The following is a 20,981-nucleotide window of genomic DNA, read 5'->3' on the forward strand; positions in this document are numbered from 1 at the left end:
TATATGATCCGTAATGGTAAGATATAAGTAACGACACATCTAACACACAGGATAAATAGATGGATCAACTGAAAGAGGTGATGAGATGAAGTCTTCTACATGGTGGGTACTTGGTTCCATCGGTCTGATGTTCGTGTTTCTTCAAGTTGCAGATGCACTGGACTTCTCCGGTATCTTCATCGCGTTAGGATTGTGGTTCATTTGGAGCGGATACCGTGCGAAACCGGGCAAACGTTACCGGACAGAGCGAAAATCAACGGAACTTAAACGAAAAAACGTCAAAAAGAAATTACTGTTGGATGATGAAGATGAGTTTGTCGGCAGTGTCATCTTAAAACCGGAACAGGCGACGCGGCGATTTGAAGAAACGGATGATCTGGAACTGCAAGTGTTGCAGCGTACGGTCGAGGAAGGATTTGTCAAACTACAGTCGTTTGATCAACTGATTCCGTCCATCCGTGACAGTGAAGTCCGTTCTGAAATGCGAATCGTATCCCGTGAGGCGCACGTCTTATTTGAAGAATTGTTCACCTCGCCACGTGAAGTGAAAAAAGTCCGGGACTTCTTTACGTTTTATCTGGATTCCTTACTCTCGATTTCCGAAAAATTCGCGGATTTGGAACGACGTGGAGCACAAGTTCAGGTCGACACGCGGGAACAATTGCAATCCAACCTCAAAATGATTGCCCAAAAATTAAAACAACAACAATCGCTCCTTTTGGAAGGAGATACGGTTGATCTAGAACGTGAATTGTTGACGATTGAAAAAGTGTTGGCACAAGAGTCCGAACAACGCAAACAGGAGGAGAGTTATAAACATGACCCATTCTGATAACAACAGTTGGCAACAATGGCCAGATGAAGAACAGTCGACACAACCTACGATTTCCGATCCCTCGGTGGACGTTAACCTTGCGGAAGCACCGGCTCATCAAGCGGTGCCAAGCCGACCGGTCGAAGAAATGATTCCAAATGATGTTCCGGCAGAGCAACGTCAAAAAATCGAGCGGCTGCTCCAAGTGATCGACTTGAAAAAATCGGATGCCGTCATGCAGTTCGGGGCACCGGTTCAGCGAGAATTATCACAATTCTCTGATCAAGTCTTAAGTGAAGTGAAGATGAAAGATGGCGGCGATGCCGGAAAGCTGCTGTCAGATTTGATGCAACGAGTTCGTCAAATGGATCCGGACACCTTACAAGAAAAGAAAAGTTTTTGGTCGAATGTGCCGGTCATTGGACGAGCGAAGAAAAAAGCCGAAACATATTTCTTACAATATGAAAAAATGAGTGCTTATCTGGAAGAAGTGGTACACAATCTGGATCGTTCAAAATTTGGTCTGATGAAAGATATCACGTTACTCGATCAGATGTATCAAAAAAACAAGCGATACTTTGAAGAGTTGAACTTGTATATTGCTGCCGGTGAAACGAAGATTGCACATGTTCGAGAGCATGAGATCGAACCGTTGCGGATGGAAGTCGAACGAACGCGTGATCAGACACGGCTCCAAGAGTTGAATGACATGATTCAACTGGCGGATCGGTTCGAAAAGAAAATCCATGATTTAAAATTATCGCGGACAATCAGTTTGCAGATGGCACCTCAGATTCGCGTCATCCAACAAAACAATCAAATTTTGGCGGAAAAAATTGAGTCGGCAGTCGTCAATACGATTCCACTTTGGAAAAACCAAGTGGTGCTGTCACTCAGTCTATCAAGACAAAAAACGGCCCTGCAAATGCAAAAAGATGTCACGAATACGACCAATCAATTATTGGAACAAAATTCTCGTCTCTTAAAAGATTCCTCGATTGAAATTGCAGAAGAGAATGAAAAAGGAATTGTTTCGGTCGAATCGTTAAAAGTCGCCCATCAAAACTTAATTGAGACATTAGATGAGACGCTTCGTATTCAACAAGACGGAAAACAAAAACGTCGGGATGCGGAACACGAACTGGAACGCATGGAAAACGAATTAAAACAAAAAGTGATTGAAGTTGCTTCGAAAAGTCGGGAGTTGCCAAATCGACCTTACTAAGGAACACGTTTACGTGTTCCTTAATGGTTTACATAAAGGGGAGAACAGCGTGCAGAAACAACAACAATGGGATACGACGTGGCTTTTATTTGCGCGGATGATGGCGGATCGTCATTCGAAATGTGCCTCGAAGTCTGTTGCCTGTGTCATCGTAAAAGACGAAAAACCGATTTCAATCGGAATCAACGGGACACCAAGTCAACACGTCAACTGTAACGAGATTTATTTAAAACAAGCAGGGGTTTTATATAAAGCTTCGATCGACGAGGTCAAGGATACCGAGTCCGTTTTACATAATGGGCGGATGTTTTACCGCTGTACCAATCAAGAAGAACATCATGAGTGGTCCAAGCTGAACGAAATCCATGCCGAAATCAACGCGCTTGGAAAACTGGCGGCGGACTCGACGAGTGCCCGTCATGCGACGGCGTACGTCACGCACAGTCCGTGTCATGCCTGTAGTCTGGCTCTGATTGCGTCCAAAATTGATCGTGTCGTCTATTCAACAGGATATGAATACGGGGATGGATTGACGTTAATGCGGCAGAGTGGAATTGAAGTCATCCATCGTCCTTTGACGGAAGAATATTTTCTTGAAAGAATTTTCGATAAAGACTTGTAAACGCTTCCAACGCGTTGTATGATGAAATCAAGCATTGCCATGGTAATTATTCACTCTTCCATTCGGGATGATCTCTACAGAGATTGTCCCACTTTTTTTGAAAAAGTATTTGACACTCTTCCAAAATTCTGCAATGATGTATATAGAATATGACGAAGCGGAATGCCGCATTTTCATAAGAAATGCCCATCAAGGAGCTGGAATGCCAGGTCGTTGAAAAAAAGTCCTGACTCACTCGAGTCAGGACTTTTTGTATTATAAGGTAACAGTTAATGAATCGTGAAGGCGTGCCGCCCGTGTCTTGCATTTATTGGCGGTGGCACCTGCTAAGACATTCATCAAACGTTGGCAGATGATATCATCTTGTGTTTGGTGAAGAAATAACTGTTGAATGAATTGAGAAAAGACAACGTCATGTGTTGTGATTTGGCGCTTTAGAGTAGTCGAAGACATGCGATTCAATTCATCGACATCAAAACCGGCATCCGAACGGAAGGATGAGAGCACCAATAGTTTGACTTGATCACTGTGAACGGTTAACCCAATCGACTGGACGTAACTGCACGCCGATGTAATCTCTTGCCGGATCAACTCGTGCAGCAAACAAGGGTCCTTAGAGATAAACGGATCGTATGCCGAAACGGCTTGACGAATTTGTTCACGTGTCATGACATCAGGTCGGGAGAGCTCGTCTGATGCGACAACATCGTCATAACAAGCAGATAATGAAGTAATCATCCCAGTATTCCTCCTTATAGTGGATAATTTGTATGCTACTGTCATCTTAAAACATAAATGAAGCGCTTACAATGATTGTTTTGACATTCCATCGTGAGATTAGATTTGATATGATGGAAAGCAGAGCAAACGAGAGGGGAATTGACGATGATTCGATTATTTAAAGCCATTCCTGACTATGAAATGCCCGCTTATCAAGGTGAACTTTATCAGTTGGAAGTTCCTGAATCGGCTGTTGGATTTTTAATTGCAGATCATGTCCCGGGTGAACAGGTGGAAGAGACATTACTCGTCGCCTCTGCTGAAATTAAGACCGGTCAAACCGGACGGCAATGGTTACAATTCACGTTCAACTCCCCGAGTGGAACGTGTAAAGGAAAACAATGGTTAAACCAAGGAACGGCAGAAGAAGCCATGCGTCCGTATCTCGAGACGGGAATCGTTCATGTCAAGGCAAAAGTGGAAGAGTACCCGGTGGACTCAGGTAATAAATCCTTGACGGTCCAGCGTGTTCAAGCCGTCCATGATGTATCCGGAGCGATGTTGTTACCGCAGATGCCGGCTTCAGAATCACCTAGCTTGTACCGTGATCAACTGATCGGATTGATTGATCAGATGGAGGAGCCGCTGCGGCAAATCGCACATCGTGTCTTGGAAACGTATTGGTTCGATTTTTCGACCCGTCCGGCAGCACTCTATCACCATCATGCCTATATCGGTGGATTACTGAAGCATACAGCTTGTATGATGACGATTGGATATGGGATCTGTCAGTCTGAACGCCCCAATTTAACATTGCTTCAATGTATTCAAGAAGCAGAAGCTGATCATAAAAATGACTTATTCCAAGCGAATGATCGGGAAATGCGACAGTTTGCTTGGGATGACAGTTTTGACGCCTTGTACCAAGCGGCCCGATCAATTGCTTTGTTAAATGAAACACCGCATCAAGACGAGTTATTACTGGGAATCTTATTGCATGATATCGGAAAAATCTTCGAATATACGCATCTGGGTGCATCATCCGATCGATTTGCGCGTTTGCTTCAAATTGAAACGGAAGAAGACCAGGTATCCGGCATTGCGCTTGATCCAAACGGTGTTCTGGTCGGGCATATGCCCTACGGCTGTTTCGTGTTGGAACAGGCGCTTCAGCAACTGGCCATTCGATTACCGGTTCCACAATACCATCGATTGATGCATATGATTTTATCGCATCATGGTAAAAAAGAATGGGGTTCAAGCGTTACACCACAGACAACCGATGCCTGGTACTTACATGCAATTGATCTGTTGGATGCGCGAAAAGAAAAGTGGAGACAAACCCAACAGTCTTAAGGAGTGGAAGCATGTCAGAACGTATTCGCACGACACTGATTACCGGATTTTTAGGAGCCGGAAAAACAACATTATTAAACCACATCGTCACGGATCCAGTCGAAAAGGTAGCCTTGCTTGTCAATGAAGTCGGCGCCGTCCATATTGATGAAGCTTTGATTGAACGAAGCGATGAAGAAGTCATCGAGCTGACGAACGGCTGTATCTGTTGTTCGATTCGCGGAGATCTACGTGATGCCCTGTTGCGGATCGCGAAAAAAAGACGGACGGGAGACATGACCTTTGATCGTTTGATCATTGAAACGACCGGCATCGCAGATCCGGGACCTATTCTGCAGACCTTTTATTTTGAGCCGGCTATTGAACAGCAGTATCAACTGTCGAGTGTCATTACCGTCGTGGATGCTTTCCAATTGGAATGGCAGCTCGCATTTGAAGAAAATGTCCGGCAAATCGGATTTGCGGATACGATCCTGTTAAACAAAGTCGACTTGATTTCTGATTCTGAAGTCGATCTAGTCACGGAACGATTAGCGGGTCTGAATCCGACAGCATTGATTCTTCCGACGATTCAGTCGAAGACGGATCTCAAACCATTATTTGAGACGTTCCATTTTCCAAAACAAGAAGAGGAACGTCTGGCACAACAAACAGACGGTCTGCAAAAAGCGGCGGAATCGTTTACGGCATTGACGATTACGGAACGAATGCCGCTCCATCGGCAACGTTTTGGAGCCGTTCTTCGGGAAATCTTAGAAGCCTATGCGGAGGATTTATACCGGTATAAAGGAATCATTCATTTTGCCGATACGAATCAAAAAATTGTTTTACAAGGAACCGGTATGATTTATGGAACGGCAGCACGGGGTGAATTTGAAGGAGAAAAACAAACGACATTGGTGTTCATCGGAAAAAATCTAGATGAACAAGCGATTCGAACAGGCGTAAAGGCGGCGATAGCACATGGTTGAGTTATATTTTGACGGAGCGGTCCGACCATCGAATGATGATGCGGCAGTCGGGATTTTTTGCAAAAATTCAGAAGGACAGGTGATTGAACGGACTTTTAGAATCACGGCTGAGAATAATCATGAAGCCGAATTTCAGGCGTTTTTAAAAGCTGTTGAATTGGCAGAAGAACTGTTGTCACAAGGCGAAAGTGTTTTCTCCTTCCGGACGGATTCAGAAGCAGTTTCCTTGGCAGTTGAACGCGAATTCGCCAAAAACAAACGGATCCAAATTTATTTTGATCCTGCATTCGAACGGTTTAGCCGGTTGCCACTCGCTTTTGTTAAGTGGATTCCACGGTCAGAGAATAAAGCGGATCGTGTAGCAAAGGATGCTTTAAACGAATATTGATTCAAAAAACCGGCACGGTCTGTTTAGACCGTGCCGGTTTTTTATGACGACGTTTCGCCGTCCGTCGTCTCATGTGGTTCGATTAAAATTTGATCAATCCGTCGCCCGTCCAGATCGACGACTTCGAAGCGGTATCCGTTGCTGACGACATGACTGCCTCGGACCGGAAATTCGCCGAGGAGATATAAGACGAGTCCGGCAACCGTATGGTAGCTGTTTTTTTCCTCACCCGGCAAATCTGTTTTGATGCCAATGGTCCGTTTTAAATCATCAATATGCAGTAATCCGTCGGCAAGATACGACCCGTCACTCCGTTGTACGAGCTCGGGTTCTTCTTCGACAGTCGAAATTTCACCGACAAAGGCTTCGAGGATATCAAATAAGGTAATCATTCCTAAAAACCCGCCGTACTCATCCAGTACAAAAGCAATTGAGACGGTCTCTTTACGCATCCGTTCGAGCAAGACCGTTGCTTGTAATTGTTTGGGGACAATAAGCGGTGTCCGGATTAACGATTCGATGACGGTAGTCGGTTGATCGGCAGCCAAAATTTCTTTTGCATCGATATAGCCGACAAAATGATCCAAATCACCATGTCCAACCGGAAGATTCCGGTGTTTCGCTCGTCGTAAATCGCTTAAAATCTGTTCCGGAGAGTCCGTCAAATCAATCCATTCGGTCACGGTGCGCGGTTCCATCAGCTCATAGGCCAGCTGATCGTGAAAGGCGAACACACGTGAAACTTGTTCTGCTTCAGAGGTCGCAAAGGTTCCTTCTTTTGTACCGCGAATCAAAAGTTGTTTGACCTCATCTTCCGTTTCATCTTCCGTTTGAAGTCGATCCAGACCAATCAGTCGAAAAATAACACTCGTTGATTTACTTAAGATGAAGATGAACGGTTTTAAAACATTTGAGAAAAAACGCATCGGCTGAGCCAAGACCATCGTGACACGCTCCGGACTGACAAGAGCAATCCGTTTTGGGACAAGTTCACCGATGACAAGCGATAAATAGGTGATGATCGTAACGACAACCATATAACCGACGGTGCTCGCGTAAGGGGCAAGCCAGTCAAAACCGGACAACCAGTCAATTAAAGGGGCCGACAAGGCAGCACCACCAAAGGCACCGTTGATGATACCGATCAACGTGATACCGACTTGTACAGTGGATAACAGGTCCGTTGGACGTTCGAGGAAATCAAGCGCGATTTGGGCCGACTTTTTTCCGTCGTCCGCATACTGTTGGAGTTTTTGTTTTTTTGATGACAGCAAGGCGAGCTCCGTCATTGCAAACACACCGTTTGCCAAGATCAAAACGAGGACAATCATTAAATTAATTAACCACATCAAGCATTCACTCCTTTTCGATAACAAACTATTCCCCAAACTCGCCTCCATCATTCCCATTCGGACCGGTTTCCGTTAAACTATTAATGTATCAGCAGATAAAGGGGGACTTTAACATGGAATATCGATTAGAGCGTGACACGATGGGGGAAATTCGTGTCCCACAAGCACAAGAATGGGGAGCACAAACACAACGGAGCTTGGAAAACTTTAAGATTGGAACGGAAAAGATGCCAATCGAAATCATCCGGGCGTTTGCAGTTCTAAAAAAGGGAGCGGCGTTAGCCAATCGTGATTTAGGTGTCCTTGATGCGGAGAAGGCGGAAGTCATTGCGGAAGTGTGTGATGAAATCATCGCTGGACATTTTGACGATGAATTTCCACTCGTCGTCTGGCAAACGGGGTCCGGCACACAGTCGAACATGAACGTCAATGAAGTCGTAGCGCGTGTCGCGACACGAAAATTAAGTGAACGTGGAAGCGAGCAAGTCATTCATCCGAATGACGACGTTAACAAATCACAAAGCTCAAACGATACATATCCGACGGCGATGCATATCGCAGCGAAGACAATCGTCATCGATCAGCTGTTGCCGGCCGTTGATGCGATTCAGGCGACACTCGATGAAAAGGCAAAAGCCTTCTCCGACATCGTCAAGATTGGACGGACCCACTTGCAGGACGCGACACCGATTACGTTAGGTCAAGAAATCAGTGGATGGGTCCGGATGTTGCAATTATCGAAAAAGATGATTGAGTTGACGTTAGAGCCGTTGACGGAGCTTGCGATTGGCGGAACGGCAGTCGGAACCGGAATCAATGCCCATCCGGAATTCGGAGACCGGGCGGCCGAAAAGATGAGCGAGGAAACGGGGAAATCGTTTGTCAGTGCGGAAAATAAATTCCACGCCTTAACAAGTCATGACCAACTCGTCTTTTCACATGGTGCGATCAAAGCGCTCGCCATGGATGCAATGAAAATCGCCAATGATGTCCGGTGGTTAGCATCCGGTCCACGTGCGGGAATCGGTGAAATCACGATTCCGGAAAACGAACCCGGCAGCTCGATCATGCCCGGGAAAGTCAACCCGACGCAAAGTGAAGCCTTGACGATGGTCGCGGCACAAGTACTTGGAAATGATGCGACAATCGGTTTTGCGGCGAGCCAAGGGAATTTTGAATTAAATGTCTTCAAACCGGTCATCATGTATAACTTCATCCAGTCTGTCCGCCTGATGACAGACGCTCTGCATTCGTTTAACGATCACTGTGCAATCGGCATCGAGCCGGAACGGACCATCATTGCCGAAAACGTCGAACGATCATTGATGCTGGTGACAGCGCTGAATCCGCATATCGGCTATGAAAATGCAGCTCGGATTGCTAAGGCGGCGCATAAACAGGGTACAACCTTAAAAGAGGCGGCACTCGCAACGGGTCTTTTGACAGAAGAACAATACGAGCAATGGATTGTTCCAGCTGATATGGTCAGTCCAAACTTAAAAGCTTGATCGAAAACGAGGGATTCCCTCGTTTTCTCTTCAGTCGAATTTGCTGTTTTTCGACTGTATAGAAAGAGGGGGAAGGCTCGTGGAAACCGAACAAAAAGAAACTGAAAAGCAAATTCATCAAACCATTCTCATGGTGGAACGGCTGCTTCGGATGAAATCTGTTCCTAAAGCAGAATTACTTGTTTTTTCGCAGTGGTTAAAACGATTTAGCAAACAAGATCAAGCTGACTTTTTTGAACGGCAAGCCGCGCGATGGGCGATTGAGCTGGAGGATGAAACGGAAGAAGTCACACACGAGCAAATCGAGAAACTGCTTGCTCCGGTCATCGATCATCTTTCGGCACGGAGCCGTAAAAAAGTCATTCGGAAAGAGATGATTCTTTCCGTGACCAAACGGTTTTTAGATAACATTCAATGGAAGAAGGCGCTCGAAAATGAACGGTATATGACACGTTTTTTCGGTTCAATCGAAGATACACTCGAAGTGGGTTATGACTTACATGTCGATGCGATGCTCATCGACCATGATATCATCCGGACGACCGATGAGGCTCTAGTTCACAAATTGATTAAAAAAGTCGAAGCTTCTTTTATCCCACTGATCATCATCGGGCCAAATGACGCATCTGTCCGCCAATCATGTTACGCACTCGGGACAGACGATTACTGGGATGAGACCGTACAAATCGAGGAGCGGCAGATTCGTCTGAAGCGACTTTTGCGGAAATTACGAACGGTTTCTTCGACGATCTTAGTCGATGAACTGACCGGAGCGTTTAACCGGAAATATCTCCAAAATGCGTACCGACGGCGCACATCGCGTCTTGAACGGGACGATCAATTGTTTGCTTTGGCAATCTTTGATTTGGATCATTTCAAGCGGATTAATGATTTACATGGTCATCCGACAGGAGATTTAGTATTGGCGGAACTCGCTGTCTTAACGAAGCAAGCCATCCGGCAAGAAGATGAACTGATCCGTTTTGGCGGCGAAGAATTTATGTTGTTGTTCAGTGCAGATCATGCGGACCACGCAGCCGATATGATGGAAAAAGTCCGGGCGAGGATCGAACGGCATACGTTCCCGAACGGCTTGAAAATCACCGTATCGATCGGTCTGACAGTCATCGACCATCCGACGATGGATTTAGAAGAAATGACATCGGAAGCGGATGAGGCGCTTTATCAAGCCAAACGAAACGGCAGAAATCAAGTGGCAGCGTACACGACGTCGACTGCAAAAGAAAAAATCACGGCATTGATTAAGATTGAGTCACAATCATTTGAACAGTTGGCGCCACTTGCGTTGCCGGATCATGCGAAATATCATTTTCAGGTCACACCTTACGAGGAAACGACCTGTGCCCCGCTTCAACTGTGTGTGTTACCGTTGCATCAGTTGGCGGCAAATGACTTCAAACTGCTCGATGAATGGAAACAGTCCCGAGAAGGAATCATTGAAGCGATTGCGATTGCTCCGGAAGAAAACCAGGTATTGGGACACGCCTTGGAACGTGGTGTGACGGACTATTGTCTCTCGCCACTCGACCGTGATCAATTGGAAGAACAAATCCGCCAATGGATCATTCGTTTACCCTGAATCAAAAAGAATCCAGACCTCCTGAGAACAGGAGTCTGGATTCTTTTCGTATCGTCCGTCATGTCAAACGGTTCGAATCAGGGCAGATGGCCGTCATGTCCGGTCGTAACGGTTAATGACAAACGAAAACGGATTTTGGTCATCTTTGGTGTATGACGTTTTTTCTGCCAGCCTGAACGTGTCCGGCAGCGGCGGGTAATAGACGTCTCCTGCGATGACGGCATCAATTTCCGTCGCATAGATCCGACTCACACGTGACAACGTTTGATGAAACAGTTCACCGCCCCCAATCAAAAACACTTCTTCATCCGTATCGACGTACGCATCAAGTAACGACAGATCATGCCATATGGTCACGCCGTCTGCGTGGAAATCAGGGTCCCGGGTGATGACGATGTTTTCACGTCCCGGTAACGGACGTCCGATCGAGAGGAACGTTTTTCGTCCCATGATGACCGGCTTGCCGTACGTCGTTTTTTTAAAGTGTGCCAAATCGGCCGGAAGGTGCCAAGGCATATCGTTATCACGACCGATGACCCGATTTGTCGAATAGGCGACGATATGAGAAATCATACAGCGACCACTCCTTTGATGTGTGGATCCGGATCGTACCCTTCGATGATGATATCATCGAACGTAAAATCTTCAATTCGTTCAACATCCCGGGCGAAACGAATCGTCGGCAACGGTTTTGGTGTCCGGCTCAATTGAAGATTTACCTGATCGAGATGATTCGAATAGATATGCGCATCCCCTAACGTATGCACGAAATCCCCGACTTCAAGCTTACAGACATGAGCAATCATGTGCGTCAGCAAAGCGTAAGAAGCGATATTAAATGGAACACCTAAAAAGACATCGGCAGACCGTTGGTAAAGCTGGCACGACAACTTTCCGTTCGCGACATAAAATTGAAACAGCAGATGGCAGGGCGGCAAGGCCATTTCTTCTAATTGACCGGGATTCCAAGCACTGACAATCAGACGACGAGAATCCGGATTCGTCTTGATTTGCTCAATGACATCGGCCAACTGATCAACCGTCGATCCATCCGGTTTCGGGAAAGAACGCCACTGGGCGCCATAAACCGGTCCGAGATTCCCGTCTTCGTCCGCCCACTCGTTCCAAATCCGGACGCCGTTTTCTTGAAGATATGAAATGTTGGTGTCACCCGAGATAAACCAAATCAACTCATGGATAATCGACTTCATATGTAATTTTTTCGTCGTCACCATCGGAAATCCATCCTGCAAAGGGAACCGCATCTGATGACCAAAGATACTGGTCGTTCCGGTTCCCGTGCGGTCTTCTTTTTTGACGCCGTTCGTTAAGATTTCGTGGCAAAGTTGATGGTACTGTTTCATGAATACAATCCCCCTATAAAAGCTATCTTCCTATTGTAGCCGAATCCATTGGGGGGAATCAACCGGTTGGAGGGAATCAAACTTCGGACGAAGTCGGAAGATGACGGCGGAACAAATAACTGAACAAACCGAACAACGGCACGACGTCCCGCCAACCGAGCTGATTGTTTTGTCGAACTCGAATTCGGTGCAGCATGAACAGTTGCAGGATGTAGAACATCACGAGATCGACGGTCATCGTCCGTACGAACTGATTGGTCATGAAGTAAATCTGAAAAATCGACCAGTCGGACCGGGCGAGTGCGAGCCAAATGACGACTGCCGACAGAATGGCAAGAATAGCGACGAGATAGGGGATGAATTTTCGGCGGCGAAACGGCAAAAATGTTTTTCGCGGAATCGCCAGTGCCAAATACGGCATCAAAATGAATGAGCCTAATACGAAAGCACCAAAACTCGCCAGCATCGGAGAAGGCTTCAAGAAACGCTTTTCGTCTAAAAAGAGCATAAAAAAGGCAGCCGGATAAATGCCGAGTAATGTAAATAAGCTCAGAGCGGATGTATCAAATTGACTTTGATCAAAACGCAAAAACGATAACAGGAAACCATCGGGGAAAACCCGGTTATTTCCGAAGACGACAATAAATACGATGGCGATGGTCCAAACTAGAAATAATAAATAGCGGCGGTACATGACGGAACGCCTCCCTTCTTCAATCATTTTTCCTCAATGGCAGGGATTCAAACGTCACTCGCCACTTGAGTATATGTTCAGTATACCGTATGGAAATGAGGGAATCTCCTTGTTCTCGTCATGTCGTTCGTGATACGATGTCGATGAAATAAATGGAAGCGCTTTTAAAAATAAATGCAATCGCTTGCATTAATCGTTCACAAGGGAGTCGATCAAGCAATGGAACGTAAATGGTGGCATGACAGCGTAGTTTATCAAATTTATCCGCGCAGCTTTAATGATTCCAATGGTGATGGTATTGGGGATCTGGTCGGAATCATTGAAAAACTTGATTACTTAAAAGAACTGGGGATTGATGTCATCTGGTTGAGTCCGGTCTATGACTCACCGAATGATGATAACGGGTACGACATTCGCGATTATGAAGCTATCATGGATGAATTCGGAACAATGGCGGACTTTGACCGTCTGTTGGATCAAGCGCATGAACGCGGCATCAAAATCGTGATGGACCTCGTCGTCAATCATTCTTCCGACGAGCATGCCTGGTTCGCGGAGTCCCGGAAAAGTAAGGATAACCCGTACCGCGATTACTACATTTGGAGAAGTGCCCACGAAGACGGGACGTTGCCAAACAACTGGGGATCAATTTTTTCAGGACCGGCGTGGGAATTGGATGAAGCGACAAACGAATATTACTTACACCTGTTCTCGAAAAAACAACCTGATTTAAACTGGGAAAATGAAAAGTTGCGCCAGGAAGTGTATCAGATGATTACACGATGGTTAGATCGTGGCATTGACGGTTTCCGAATGGACGTCATCAATTTGATTTCGAAAACACCGGGTCTGCCGGATGCGACCGTTCCTCCCGGTGCGTTGTACGGAGAAGGGGGTCAACACTACATCAATGGTCCACGCATTCACGAGTTCCTGAAAGAGATGAACGATGCCTCGTTTGGTAATTATGATGTGTTGACAGTCGGAGAAATGCCGGGGGCGACGACGGAAGACGCGATTCTCTATACCGATCCGGCACGAAAAGAAGTCAACATGGTCTTTACGTTCGAACACATGGACTTGGATTCCGGTCCAGGCGGAAAATGGGACGTCCAACCGTTTGATCTGCAGAAACTGAAGCAGAATTTCACGAAGTGGCAAGTCGCCCTCCATGAAAAAGGATGGAACTCGTTATACTGGAACAACCATGACCAGCCACGTGTCGTCAGTCGATTCGGAGAGGATACGACATATCGGGTCGAATCGGCTAAAATGTTAGCGACATTGCTCCATTTGTTGAAAGGAACACCGTACATCTATCAAGGAGAAGAAATCGGGATGACGAATGTTGCGTTCGAATCGATTGAGGAGTACGAAGACATTGAAATTCGGAACATGTGGAAAGAACGGACCGAACAAGGAGCTTCACCGGCGGAACTCCTCCGATCGATTCATGTAAAAGGGCGCGACAATGCACGGACACCGATTCAATGGGATGCGACTGAGCACGGAGGATTCACGACGGGAACGCCTTGGCTGAAGGTGAATCCAAACTATCCGACCATCAATGTTGAAAAGGCTTTACAGGATCCTGACTCGATTTTCTATTATTACAAACAACTGATTGCGTTGCGGCATCAACATGATTTAATCGTCTACGGAGAATATGCCTTGATTTTAGAAGACGCGCCGCACATCTATGCGTATACACGCACATACGAAAATCAGACCTGGTATATCTACTGCTCATTTGCGACGGAAGACACAATCGTGCCGGTGACACACGATTCTTCAGATCGAGTCATTGGAAACTACAGCGATGCACCACATGTGACAGACGAGCAACTGACGCTCCGACCGTATGAAGCGATTGTTTACCGGACCCATCATTAAGAAACAATAACCCGAGCGACGTTATGTCGTCTCTCAAAGACAAAGCCCGCTTTTCTTCCTTCGACGGACAGAAAAGCGGGCTTGGTTGTTTGGATCAACGTCCAACGTGCGAAAAGGAAAGGAGGCAGACCTTGAAGATCTGCCTCCCTGCCTAAATGTTTGATTAAGACGACTAATGAGGTTGAGTTTACTGTGTCTGCTTGACGATTTGTTTGATCGCCTCGATAATTTGTTGTTGCTCTTCTTTTGTCGTCTCGAGATGTAAACCATACAGACGTTGTGCCGAGACCATTTTTTCATGCAAAATGCGTCCGGTCAATTTAAGTGGTTCGGTCCCGCTGAGTAAGGAAAATTCGACGACAATCGAAGTGGAGCGAGTGAGCGGGAGCTTCAAAGGGGTTGCAATGGCGATGCCGCTCGGAGAAATGTTGTGGATTTTCATTAATCCAGCGGGTGTCCGGCGCCCTTCTTTGACAAGATAAAATTCACCCGTGATGGGTTCGGTGAATTGGTAACGAAACGACTCATTTCGTTTGATTTTCAAGAAGACCACCTCCTATTTTCCATTATCCGTCAAAAACGCATTTTCTTCTAGACGAAATTTAAGGAGGAGGCAACAAATCACATGATGGAGCAATTACGCTGCTGCATCTTTTGCTGGAGGCGTCGGATGAATTCGTTTGGCGACATACATGAACGGCGTCGCGACCCAAGCGATGACGAACTTCGCAAGATAGGTCGTCACAAAAATCTGCCACCAAATCTCAAACGGTAAGTTATGAAAAGCGATGGCGCAAAATGTCAACGTATCGATGAACTGACTTAAGACCGTCGAGCCGGTCGTACGTAACCAAAGTTTCTTTTCGCCCGTCTTTTGGCGAATTTTGGAGTAGATGAACACATCAAACAGTTGGGAAACAAGATATGCGGATAAACTGCCAAATGCAATCCAAGGCAGCAAACCGAACAATAGATGCAAGGAGTTCGACATATCGTCAGCCAAGGCATCATTGAGCGGGGTATACAGTAAGCTGTATTGCATTAAAAGAGTTGTCGTGATCAAGGAGAAGAACCCCATGTACACGCCTTGTCGCGCCACCTTTTTGCCGTATTTTTCATTTAAGATATCGGTCGCCAAGTAGCAACTGCCGTAAACGACATTACCTAATGTGAAAATATAAGAATAAAGTTCGACTTGTTGGGTGACTTGAATATTTGCAATGATCGTTGCGATGGCAATCCACATCAACAGACCGGTTTTACCGAACAGACGGTAACTGAGCAATAACAATCCCATCGTAATTAAGATGGAAGGAAACCATAACCATTCATTCATGTGCGTACTCCTTTCTGATTCATACAAAGAAAAATTCTACGCTCTTTTTGATAATCTGTCAAAAAAAGCCGACGTCAATAGGCGTCGGCTTAACATCAAGGGCGTTGAAGCGAATAACGCTTGCGGCGTCCTTTGCTAAAGTAGTGTTCTTGTTGTACAAATCCGTTGGTCGTAAGGATGTGATAAGCAATTTCTTTATGGGGTGATGTCGGCAAAACACGTGCACGTACTTCATAAATATCAAGTGCACCGGACTCTTGCAACGCAAGTTGAACGGCTTGTGTACCGTAACCGCGCCCACTGAAGGAGTCAAAAATCATCAAGTCCAGTTGAAAGTAATGTCCCATTTTCAACAAGAGGATCCGGCCTACCAGTTGATCGTCGACAAGAATATCGTAGTAAAAGTCTTCCGAATAACTGTGTTCAACAGAATCAAAAGCACGTTCAACCCCGAGTTCATGATCGTAACCTTGAATTTCTTGGCGGGTTAATCCATACGCCTGTTCGCCGTATTTTAAGAAATGTTCGAATTCAATCTGGTCGACGTGACGCAGCGTTCGACGTTTTAAATCCATGACGTTGTCCTCCTCTGATCGCAATTCATTCTGCTCATTCATTATAGCGACTTCAGGAAAGAAATTGCAAAAGATAGCCGGAATGGAAGATGAAAGGAAGAAGGACACCCGACATACGAAATAACCAAGTTGTAAACGGATTGTGATTGTTTTATTTGGCGGTGGATATGGTAAAGTAATGATGTAGACATCTGTATACTGGAAGGGGTTGGGAAATGTGTTCACTGAACGGGATGGCATCAAATTACGCTTAGAGCAAATTGAACGTTTATATTCCGATTTAAATCGGGAAGCGAAACAATTGACGGAACGTTTACGCCAACTGGATGAACAAGGTGATGAAGTTCGTCACGATCTCGCATTAAACAAAGAAGATCGTGATCACCTGAAATCAAGCATCGACGAAACGTTGCAAGCCTTGTTACAACGGACGACCGTTGACGCAAAAGTCGAACAAGAAAAGCAAGAAGACTTGATTTCTAAAAAAGCACTCATCGAAGACATCGAAGGGTTATTGAAGAAAAAGAAATAAGCTAGCCTGCGCTAGCTTATTTTTTTCTGGGAGTGAATCGTTTTGACCAAAGAACAGATTGTATTAACAACATGTCTCAGACCAACCGACGATGTAAGAACTCGATTACAGCACTTGGCTGCAACGGAACAGGACATGGATTTTCAAATCGTTGCACGGAAAAAGCTGAGTCTGCATGCGCTTCAGGAAATGTATCACTGTCCTGTGCTCGTCGTCGATAAAAACCGTTTGGAGTATTATCCGACCGGAGCGGAAAGTTCATTTTTCTTTCATCCGTCCAGTGCCGTCTTCCGCATCAAACAATTTGATGCGAACGGACATGATCCATTGATTGCGATCGCCCGTTTGACGGAAGGCATGACGGTTCTTGATTGTACATTGGGACTCGGGGCGGATGCGATTGTCATGAGCCATGCGGTCGGAGCATCGGGTCAGGTGACCGGGATAGAAAGTAAGGCGGCGACCGCTCTGATCGTGCGGGAAGGGTTACAGCAATGGGTGGAGGGCTATCCACCGATTGTTGAGGCGATGCGGCGCATCGAGGTGCAACAACTGGATCATCTCACCTATTTAGAACAGTCTTCAAGCAAGTCGGTTGATGTGATTTATTTTGATCCGATGTTTGAAAAAACCGTCTCGGAATCCACTCATCTGGATGGATTACGACAGCTGGCGAATTATGAGACATTGACAGAACAGGTAATGAAGGAAGCCAAGCGTGTGGCACGTCAACGCATCGTCTTAAAAGCGCATTTTGAAAGCGATCTGTTTGAACGGTTCGGTTTTGTACGAATCAAACGAAAATCGTCAAAGCTTCATTACGGGGTCATTGAATTATAGGATCAAAAAAGCTCTTCGCAATCTGCGAAGAGCTTTTTAAGGAACATCAGTTATTCAACAGCTTCTTTTAGTTCTTCTTCCATATCGTCAAACTTGTCTTGAACCGATTCAACCGGTTGCTTCGTTAACAGACTGACGACGACGGTAAAGAGTAAGCTTGTAAAGAATCCGGGAACCATTTCATACAGCGTCGTACTGAGGCCAAGTTGGACCCACGCGATGACCGTAATGGCACCTGACAACATACCGGCAAGCGCACCTTGTTTCGTCATTCGTTTCCAGTAAAGTGAAAGCAGGATGATCGGACCGAATGCTGAACCGAAACCAGCCCAGGCATAACCAACCAGCGACAAGATGGTCGCTGACGGATTCCAGGCTAAAACGGAACCGATGACGGCGATCACTAAGACGGCAATCCGTCCAGTCAAGACCAACTGTTTATCCGTCGCTTTTTTATTTAAGAACGTTTTATAAAAATCTTCTGTCAAAGCACTTGATGTGACGAGGAGCTGTGACGAAATCGTCGACATGATTGCCGCCAAAATCGCGGCCATCAAAAATCCAGTGATATACGGGTGGAATAAGACATCAGAAAAACGGATGAAGACGGTTTCTGGGTCGCCGAGACCATTTCCTTGTCCCTCAAAGTAAGCAATTCCGACCAGTCCTGTCATCATGGCACCGAGAATTGAAACGAACATCCAACCAATTCCGATGCGACGTGCTTTTTTCAAATCTTTGACCGAACGAATGGCCATAAAGCGGACGATGATGTGGGGTTGTCCGAAGTAGCCGAGTCCCCAAGCGAGGAATCCGATGATTCCAAGGAAAGTTGTTCCTTTTAGTGGATCAAATAATGTCGGATCTAAGTTCTCTGCATAGCTGTACGCCCCATCGATACCGCCGACGTCTGTCAAAGCAACAATCGGTACAAGGACGAGTGCGATGAACATGATACAACCCTGGACGAAATCGGTCCAACTGACTGCGAGAAAACCGCCAAACAACGTGTAGGCGACGACGACCGCAATCGTCAAGAGCATACCATAGTGGTAATCAAAGCCGAATGAGCTTTGGAACAATTTACCGCCGGATACGATACCAGCTGATGTGTAAAACGTGAAGAAAACGATAATAACGACTGCAGAAACAGTCCGTAAGACACGTGACGTATCTTTGAAACGATTTTCTAAAAAGTCGGGAATCGTAATCGAGTCATTTGCCATTTCCGTGTAAAGACGAAAACGTGGGGCAAGAATCAAATAGTTCACGTAACACCCGATCAATAAACCTAAGGCGAGCCATAGAGCGGATACACCGGTCGCATACATCGCTCCAGGTAACCCCATCAACATCCAACCACTCATGTCGGATGCTCCGGCAGATAGTGCCGTGACACCCGGTCCTAAATCCCGACCACCTAACATATAATCTTCTGTGTTTGTCGTTCGCTTGTAGGCAATGTAGCCGATGGCAAGCATCATGACCAGATACAAGCTGATTGAAATCCATTCTTGCGTCATAACAATAAAGCCTCCAATAATCTTTTTTTTGCGCTGTTCATTCATCTGTCAAATAAGCACAATCGATTTGTTCCCCACCTTACAGGGTCCAAAACAACAAAGCAAGTCTTCACAATCTCGCCAAAAGTGGCTTCAGCCCTCATCTATCAAGGGATAGGGACACTTTACGTCCCTCTTAATGTTCTATTTTTCTGAATTCGGTCATGAAAATGTCGTCAAATGGAAAGGGAATTGAAATGAAGAGTGTTATTAAAAAAGGTATAATTAAAAAATTTGATTTTTATTCCATGCAAAAAAACGCGAGACGACTGACCTGAGAAGGTTGTCGTCTCGCAACAGATTAATCGGTAAAAACAAGCTTGTCATAGGCAACACGAAGGCGGTTGAGAGCTTCGTCGAGTTGACTGCGGGGGCAACCGAAATTCAAACGTTCAAATGCAAGTGCGGTATCTCCGAAGGGTTGACCGTGTGTTAAGGCTAATCCGGCCTGCTCGACCAGCCAGTCGGCACGCTCCGGTGCGTCAAACGGCAAAGCGTGACAATCGATCCACAGTAAAAACGTCGATTCCGGTGCAATGACCGTCAAGCGGGGCATTTCAGATTGGATCCGGTGCACCGCATGATCCCGATTGGCTTCCAGATAAAGAAGTAACTCCTGGAGCCATCGTTCACTGTCTGGATCCGTATAGGCCGCAACGATGGCTGTTGCCGCGAAGGCGTTCGGATGCACAAAGTGTGCTTGTTGCACTTGTTCGATTTTTCCCCGCGTCTCTGCATTGGGGACGATCAAATAAGAAGCATACAGACCGGGGATATTAAAGGTTTTTGAGGGCGCGCTGACTAAAACCACCTGTTCATAATCAAAAGCGAGAATCGGATGATGGGTCGATCCGGAAAAAATCAAATCGGCATGGATCTCATCAGATAAGACATAAACGTCGTGCCGCTTCGCCAGCGTAATGATTTGCTCCAACTCGGACCGGCTGAAGACACGCCCCGTCGGATTATGAGGATTACATAAAATGATCATACGAGCTGTTTTCATTTGTTGTTCGAGCAGTAAAAAATCGATTTCGTATCGATTGTCCACCAATCGAAGAGGGTTTTCGATCAGTTTACGGTTGTTTGCCTGCACGACATGGTGAAACGGCGGATAGACCGGCGTTTGAATGATGATTTCATCTTGTTCCTCGGTCAATGCCAATACACTGTGCGCCAGTGCCGGTACAACGCCACTCGAATAAAGAATCATCGACGGGTCGACCGGCTGATCGTACCGCTTTACAAACCATTGTTGAATGGCAGACTTCGCCTCGTCTTCAAATAAGGAATATCCGAAATGGCCGCTTGCTGCCCGTTTCGTCAAGGCTTTTGTGATGGAGTCGGCCGGACGGACATCCATGTCGGCGACCCACATCGGAATCAATTGATCGGATCCGAATAATTGTTCCAGCCCGTCCCATTTGGCGGATCCGGTCTTTCTTTTCTCCAACACTTCATCAAAGGAGTATTCTTGCATCTGTCTTCATTCCTTTCGAAATAGAATTGCTACTGTCTTCACAGTACCGAACGGGCTTCATTTCGGCAAGTTCGAAAAATAAAGGTTTTAAACGGAAGAACGTTGGGAAAATTCAATATCGTACACAAAAAAAAGGACGGAGTGGATTT

General features: G+C 46.0%; 21 protein-coding genes. 11 read left to right on the forward strand and 10 right to left on the reverse strand.

Translation table 11 applies throughout. From position 1 onward, the window contains the following. Window positions 1-85: 85 nt before the first annotated feature. The 3 genes from P397_RS0107740 to P397_RS0107750 are packed head-to-tail and all read left to right on the forward strand — an operon-like array spanning window position 86 to window position 2,661. Window positions 86-832 (forward strand): 5-bromo-4-chloroindolyl phosphate hydrolysis family protein, encoded by a 747-nt coding sequence (locus tag P397_RS0107740; protein WP_028106083.1) that lies wholly within the window; start codon window positions 86-88, stop codon window positions 830-832. Then, window positions 819-2,039, forward strand: a complete 1,221-nt coding sequence (locus P397_RS0107745; protein ID WP_028106084.1) for a toxic anion resistance protein — start codon at window positions 819-821, stop codon at window positions 2,037-2,039. The genes P397_RS0107740 and P397_RS0107745 overlap by 14 nt, the downstream gene beginning before the upstream one ends. A gap of 49 nt (window positions 2,040-2,088) precedes the next feature. Beyond that, window positions 2,089-2,661 (forward strand): deoxycytidylate deaminase, encoded by a 573-nt coding sequence (locus P397_RS0107750; RefSeq protein ID WP_026832746.1) that lies wholly within the window; start codon window positions 2,089-2,091, stop codon window positions 2,659-2,661. Between the two features lie 255 nt (window positions 2,662-2,916). Here P397_RS0107750 and P397_RS0107755 read toward each other — a convergent pair whose 3' ends face one another. Further along, window positions 2,917-3,399, reverse strand: coding sequence for a hypothetical protein (locus tag P397_RS0107755; protein WP_028106085.1), 483 nt, complete (start codon window positions 3,397-3,399; stop codon window positions 2,917-2,919). A 147-nt stretch (window positions 3,400-3,546) separates the two neighbouring features. On the opposite strand from P397_RS0107755, the gene P397_RS0107760 reads away from it, so the two are divergent. From P397_RS0107760 to P397_RS0107770, 3 genes are read left to right on the forward strand one after another with little or no spacing between them, the layout of a single operon-like run. Continuing rightward, window positions 3,547-4,737, forward strand: coding sequence for an HD domain-containing protein (locus tag P397_RS0107760; RefSeq protein ID WP_051523915.1), 1,191 nt, complete (start codon window positions 3,547-3,549; stop codon window positions 4,735-4,737). 11 nt (window positions 4,738-4,748) lie between these two features. Then, window positions 4,749-5,708 (forward strand): CobW family GTP-binding protein, encoded by a 960-nt coding sequence (locus tag P397_RS0107765; protein ID WP_028106087.1) that lies wholly within the window; start codon window positions 4,749-4,751, stop codon window positions 5,706-5,708. Then, window positions 5,701-6,096, forward strand: a complete 396-nt coding sequence (locus P397_RS0107770; RefSeq protein ID WP_028106088.1) for a ribonuclease HI family protein — start codon at window positions 5,701-5,703, stop codon at window positions 6,094-6,096. The genes P397_RS0107765 and P397_RS0107770 overlap by 8 nt, the downstream gene beginning before the upstream one ends. 41 nt (window positions 6,097-6,137) lie before the next feature. Here P397_RS0107770 and P397_RS0107775 read toward each other — a convergent pair whose 3' ends face one another. After that, window positions 6,138-7,445: a hemolysin family protein gene (locus P397_RS0107775; RefSeq protein WP_028106089.1), complete on the reverse strand. Its 1,308-nt coding sequence runs from the start codon at window positions 7,443-7,445 to the stop codon at window positions 6,138-6,140. 116 nt (window positions 7,446-7,561) lie between these two features. Here P397_RS0107775 and fumC point away from each other — a divergent pair, with 116 nt between their 5' ends. Then, window positions 7,562-8,956 (forward strand): class II fumarate hydratase, encoded by a 1,395-nt coding sequence (gene fumC, locus P397_RS0107780; RefSeq protein WP_028106090.1) that lies wholly within the window; start codon window positions 7,562-7,564, stop codon window positions 8,954-8,956. Between the two features lie 79 nt (window positions 8,957-9,035). After that, the gene (locus tag P397_RS0107785) at window positions 9,036-10,556 is read left to right on the forward strand and encodes a GGDEF domain-containing protein (RefSeq protein WP_028106091.1); all 1,521 of its coding nucleotides are present in this window, start codon (window positions 9,036-9,038) and stop codon (window positions 10,554-10,556) included. A gap of 93 nt (window positions 10,557-10,649) precedes the next feature. Here P397_RS0107785 and P397_RS0107790 read toward each other — a convergent pair whose 3' ends face one another. From P397_RS0107790 to P397_RS0107800, 3 genes are all read right to left on the reverse strand, one after another. Further along, window positions 10,650-11,129 carry a dihydrofolate reductase gene (locus P397_RS0107790; protein WP_028106092.1) on the reverse strand — a complete coding sequence of 160 codons (480 nt, stop codon included), beginning with the start codon at window positions 11,127-11,129 and terminating at the stop codon, window positions 10,650-10,652. After that, entirely contained in the window at window positions 11,126-11,920 is a 795-nt protein-coding gene (locus P397_RS0107795; protein ID WP_028106093.1) for a thymidylate synthase, read from the reverse strand. The genes P397_RS0107790 and P397_RS0107795 overlap by 4 nt, the downstream gene beginning before the upstream one ends. Before the next feature lie 76 nt (window positions 11,921-11,996). Then, the gene (locus P397_RS0107800) at window positions 11,997-12,614 is read right to left on the reverse strand and encodes a hypothetical protein (protein ID WP_028106094.1); all 618 of its coding nucleotides are present in this window, start codon (window positions 12,612-12,614) and stop codon (window positions 11,997-11,999) included. A 219-nt stretch (window positions 12,615-12,833) separates the two neighbouring features. Between P397_RS0107800 and P397_RS0107805 the strand changes: the two genes are divergently transcribed. After that, window positions 12,834-14,507 carry a glycoside hydrolase family 13 protein gene (locus P397_RS0107805; protein WP_028106095.1) on the forward strand — a complete coding sequence of 558 codons (1,674 nt, stop codon included), beginning with the start codon at window positions 12,834-12,836 and terminating at the stop codon, window positions 14,505-14,507. 187 nt (window positions 14,508-14,694) lie between these two features. On the opposite strand, the gene P397_RS0107810 is transcribed toward P397_RS0107805, so the two are convergent. From P397_RS0107810 to P397_RS0107820, 3 genes are all read right to left on the reverse strand, one after another. Beyond that, complete coding sequence (locus P397_RS0107810; RefSeq protein WP_028106096.1) at window positions 14,695-15,051, reverse strand: PilZ domain-containing protein; 357 nt, start codon at window positions 15,049-15,051, stop codon at window positions 14,695-14,697. Between the two features lie 93 nt (window positions 15,052-15,144). Further along, the gene (locus P397_RS0107815; protein WP_026832758.1) at window positions 15,145-15,843 is read right to left on the reverse strand and encodes a queuosine precursor transporter; all 699 of its coding nucleotides are present in this window, start codon (window positions 15,841-15,843) and stop codon (window positions 15,145-15,147) included. A 95-nt stretch (window positions 15,844-15,938) separates the two neighbouring features. Continuing rightward, entirely contained in the window at window positions 15,939-16,418 is a 480-nt protein-coding gene (locus P397_RS0107820) for a GNAT family N-acetyltransferase (protein WP_028106097.1), read from the reverse strand. A 217-nt stretch (window positions 16,419-16,635) separates the two neighbouring features. On the opposite strand from P397_RS0107820, the gene P397_RS0107825 reads away from it, so the two are divergent. Both P397_RS0107825 and P397_RS0107830 read left to right on the forward strand, forming a co-directional pair. Then, window positions 16,636-16,950, forward strand: a complete 315-nt coding sequence (locus tag P397_RS0107825; protein WP_012370605.1) for a hypothetical protein — start codon at window positions 16,636-16,638, stop codon at window positions 16,948-16,950. Window positions 16,951-16,992: 42 nt separating this feature from the next. Next, entirely contained in the window at window positions 16,993-17,790 is a 798-nt protein-coding gene (locus tag P397_RS0107830; RefSeq protein ID WP_051523916.1) for a class I SAM-dependent methyltransferase, read from the forward strand. A 50-nt stretch (window positions 17,791-17,840) separates the two neighbouring features. On the opposite strand, the gene putP is transcribed toward P397_RS0107830, so the two are convergent. Continuing rightward, window positions 17,841-19,313, reverse strand: coding sequence for a sodium/proline symporter PutP (gene putP, locus P397_RS0107835; RefSeq protein ID WP_035414108.1), 1,473 nt, complete (start codon window positions 19,311-19,313; stop codon window positions 17,841-17,843). A gap of 340 nt (window positions 19,314-19,653) precedes the next feature. After that, window positions 19,654-20,832 carry a MalY/PatB family protein gene (locus P397_RS0107840; RefSeq protein WP_028106100.1) on the reverse strand — a complete coding sequence of 393 codons (1,179 nt, stop codon included), beginning with the start codon at window positions 20,830-20,832 and terminating at the stop codon, window positions 19,654-19,656. Between the last annotated feature and the right edge of the window lie 149 nt (window positions 20,833-20,981).

The organism is Exiguobacterium undae DSM 14481, assembly GCF_000620805.1.
Lineage (GTDB): Bacteria > Bacillota > Bacilli > Exiguobacteriales > Exiguobacteriaceae > Exiguobacterium_A > Exiguobacterium_A undae.

Bases quoted from the DNA above. Each gene is read 5' to 3' on its own strand.
- P397_RS0107740 (WP_028106083.1), top strand. From the start codon at position 86: ATGAAGTCTTCTACATGGTGGGTACTTGGTTCCATCGGTCTGATGTTC.
- P397_RS0107745 (WP_028106084.1), top strand. From the start codon at position 819: ATGACCCATTCTGATAACAACAGTTGGCAACAATGGCCAGATGAAGAA.
- P397_RS0107755 (WP_028106085.1), bottom strand. From the start codon at position 3,399: ATGATTACTTCATTATCTGCTTGTTATGACGATGTTGTCGCATCAGAC.
- P397_RS0107760 (WP_051523915.1), top strand. From the start codon at position 3,547: ATGATTCGATTATTTAAAGCCATTCCTGACTATGAAATGCCCGCTTAT.
- P397_RS0107765 (WP_028106087.1), top strand. From the start codon at position 4,749: ATGTCAGAACGTATTCGCACGACACTGATTACCGGATTTTTAGGAGCC.
- P397_RS0107770 (WP_028106088.1), top strand. From the start codon at position 5,701: ATGGTTGAGTTATATTTTGACGGAGCGGTCCGACCATCGAATGATGAT.
- P397_RS0107775 (WP_028106089.1), bottom strand. From the start codon at position 7,445: ATGTGGTTAATTAATTTAATGATTGTCCTCGTTTTGATCTTGGCAAAC.
- fumC (WP_028106090.1), top strand. From the start codon at position 7,562: ATGGAATATCGATTAGAGCGTGACACGATGGGGGAAATTCGTGTCCCA.
- P397_RS0107790 (WP_028106092.1), bottom strand. From the start codon at position 11,129: ATGATTTCTCATATCGTCGCCTATTCGACAAATCGGGTCATCGGTCGT.
- P397_RS0107795 (WP_028106093.1), bottom strand. From the start codon at position 11,920: ATGAAACAGTACCATCAACTTTGCCACGAAATCTTAACGAACGGCGTC.
- P397_RS0107800 (WP_028106094.1), bottom strand. From the start codon at position 12,614: ATGTACCGCCGCTATTTATTATTTCTAGTTTGGACCATCGCCATCGTA.
- P397_RS0107805 (WP_028106095.1), top strand. From the start codon at position 12,834: ATGGAACGTAAATGGTGGCATGACAGCGTAGTTTATCAAATTTATCCG.
- P397_RS0107815 (WP_026832758.1), bottom strand. From the start codon at position 15,843: ATGAATGAATGGTTATGGTTTCCTTCCATCTTAATTACGATGGGATTG.
- P397_RS0107820 (WP_028106097.1), bottom strand. From the start codon at position 16,418: ATGGATTTAAAACGTCGAACGCTGCGTCACGTCGACCAGATTGAATTC.
- putP (WP_035414108.1), bottom strand. From the start codon at position 19,313: ATGACGCAAGAATGGATTTCAATCAGCTTGTATCTGGTCATGATGCTT.
- P397_RS0107840 (WP_028106100.1), bottom strand. From the start codon at position 20,832: ATGCAAGAATACTCCTTTGATGAAGTGTTGGAGAAAAGAAAGACCGGA.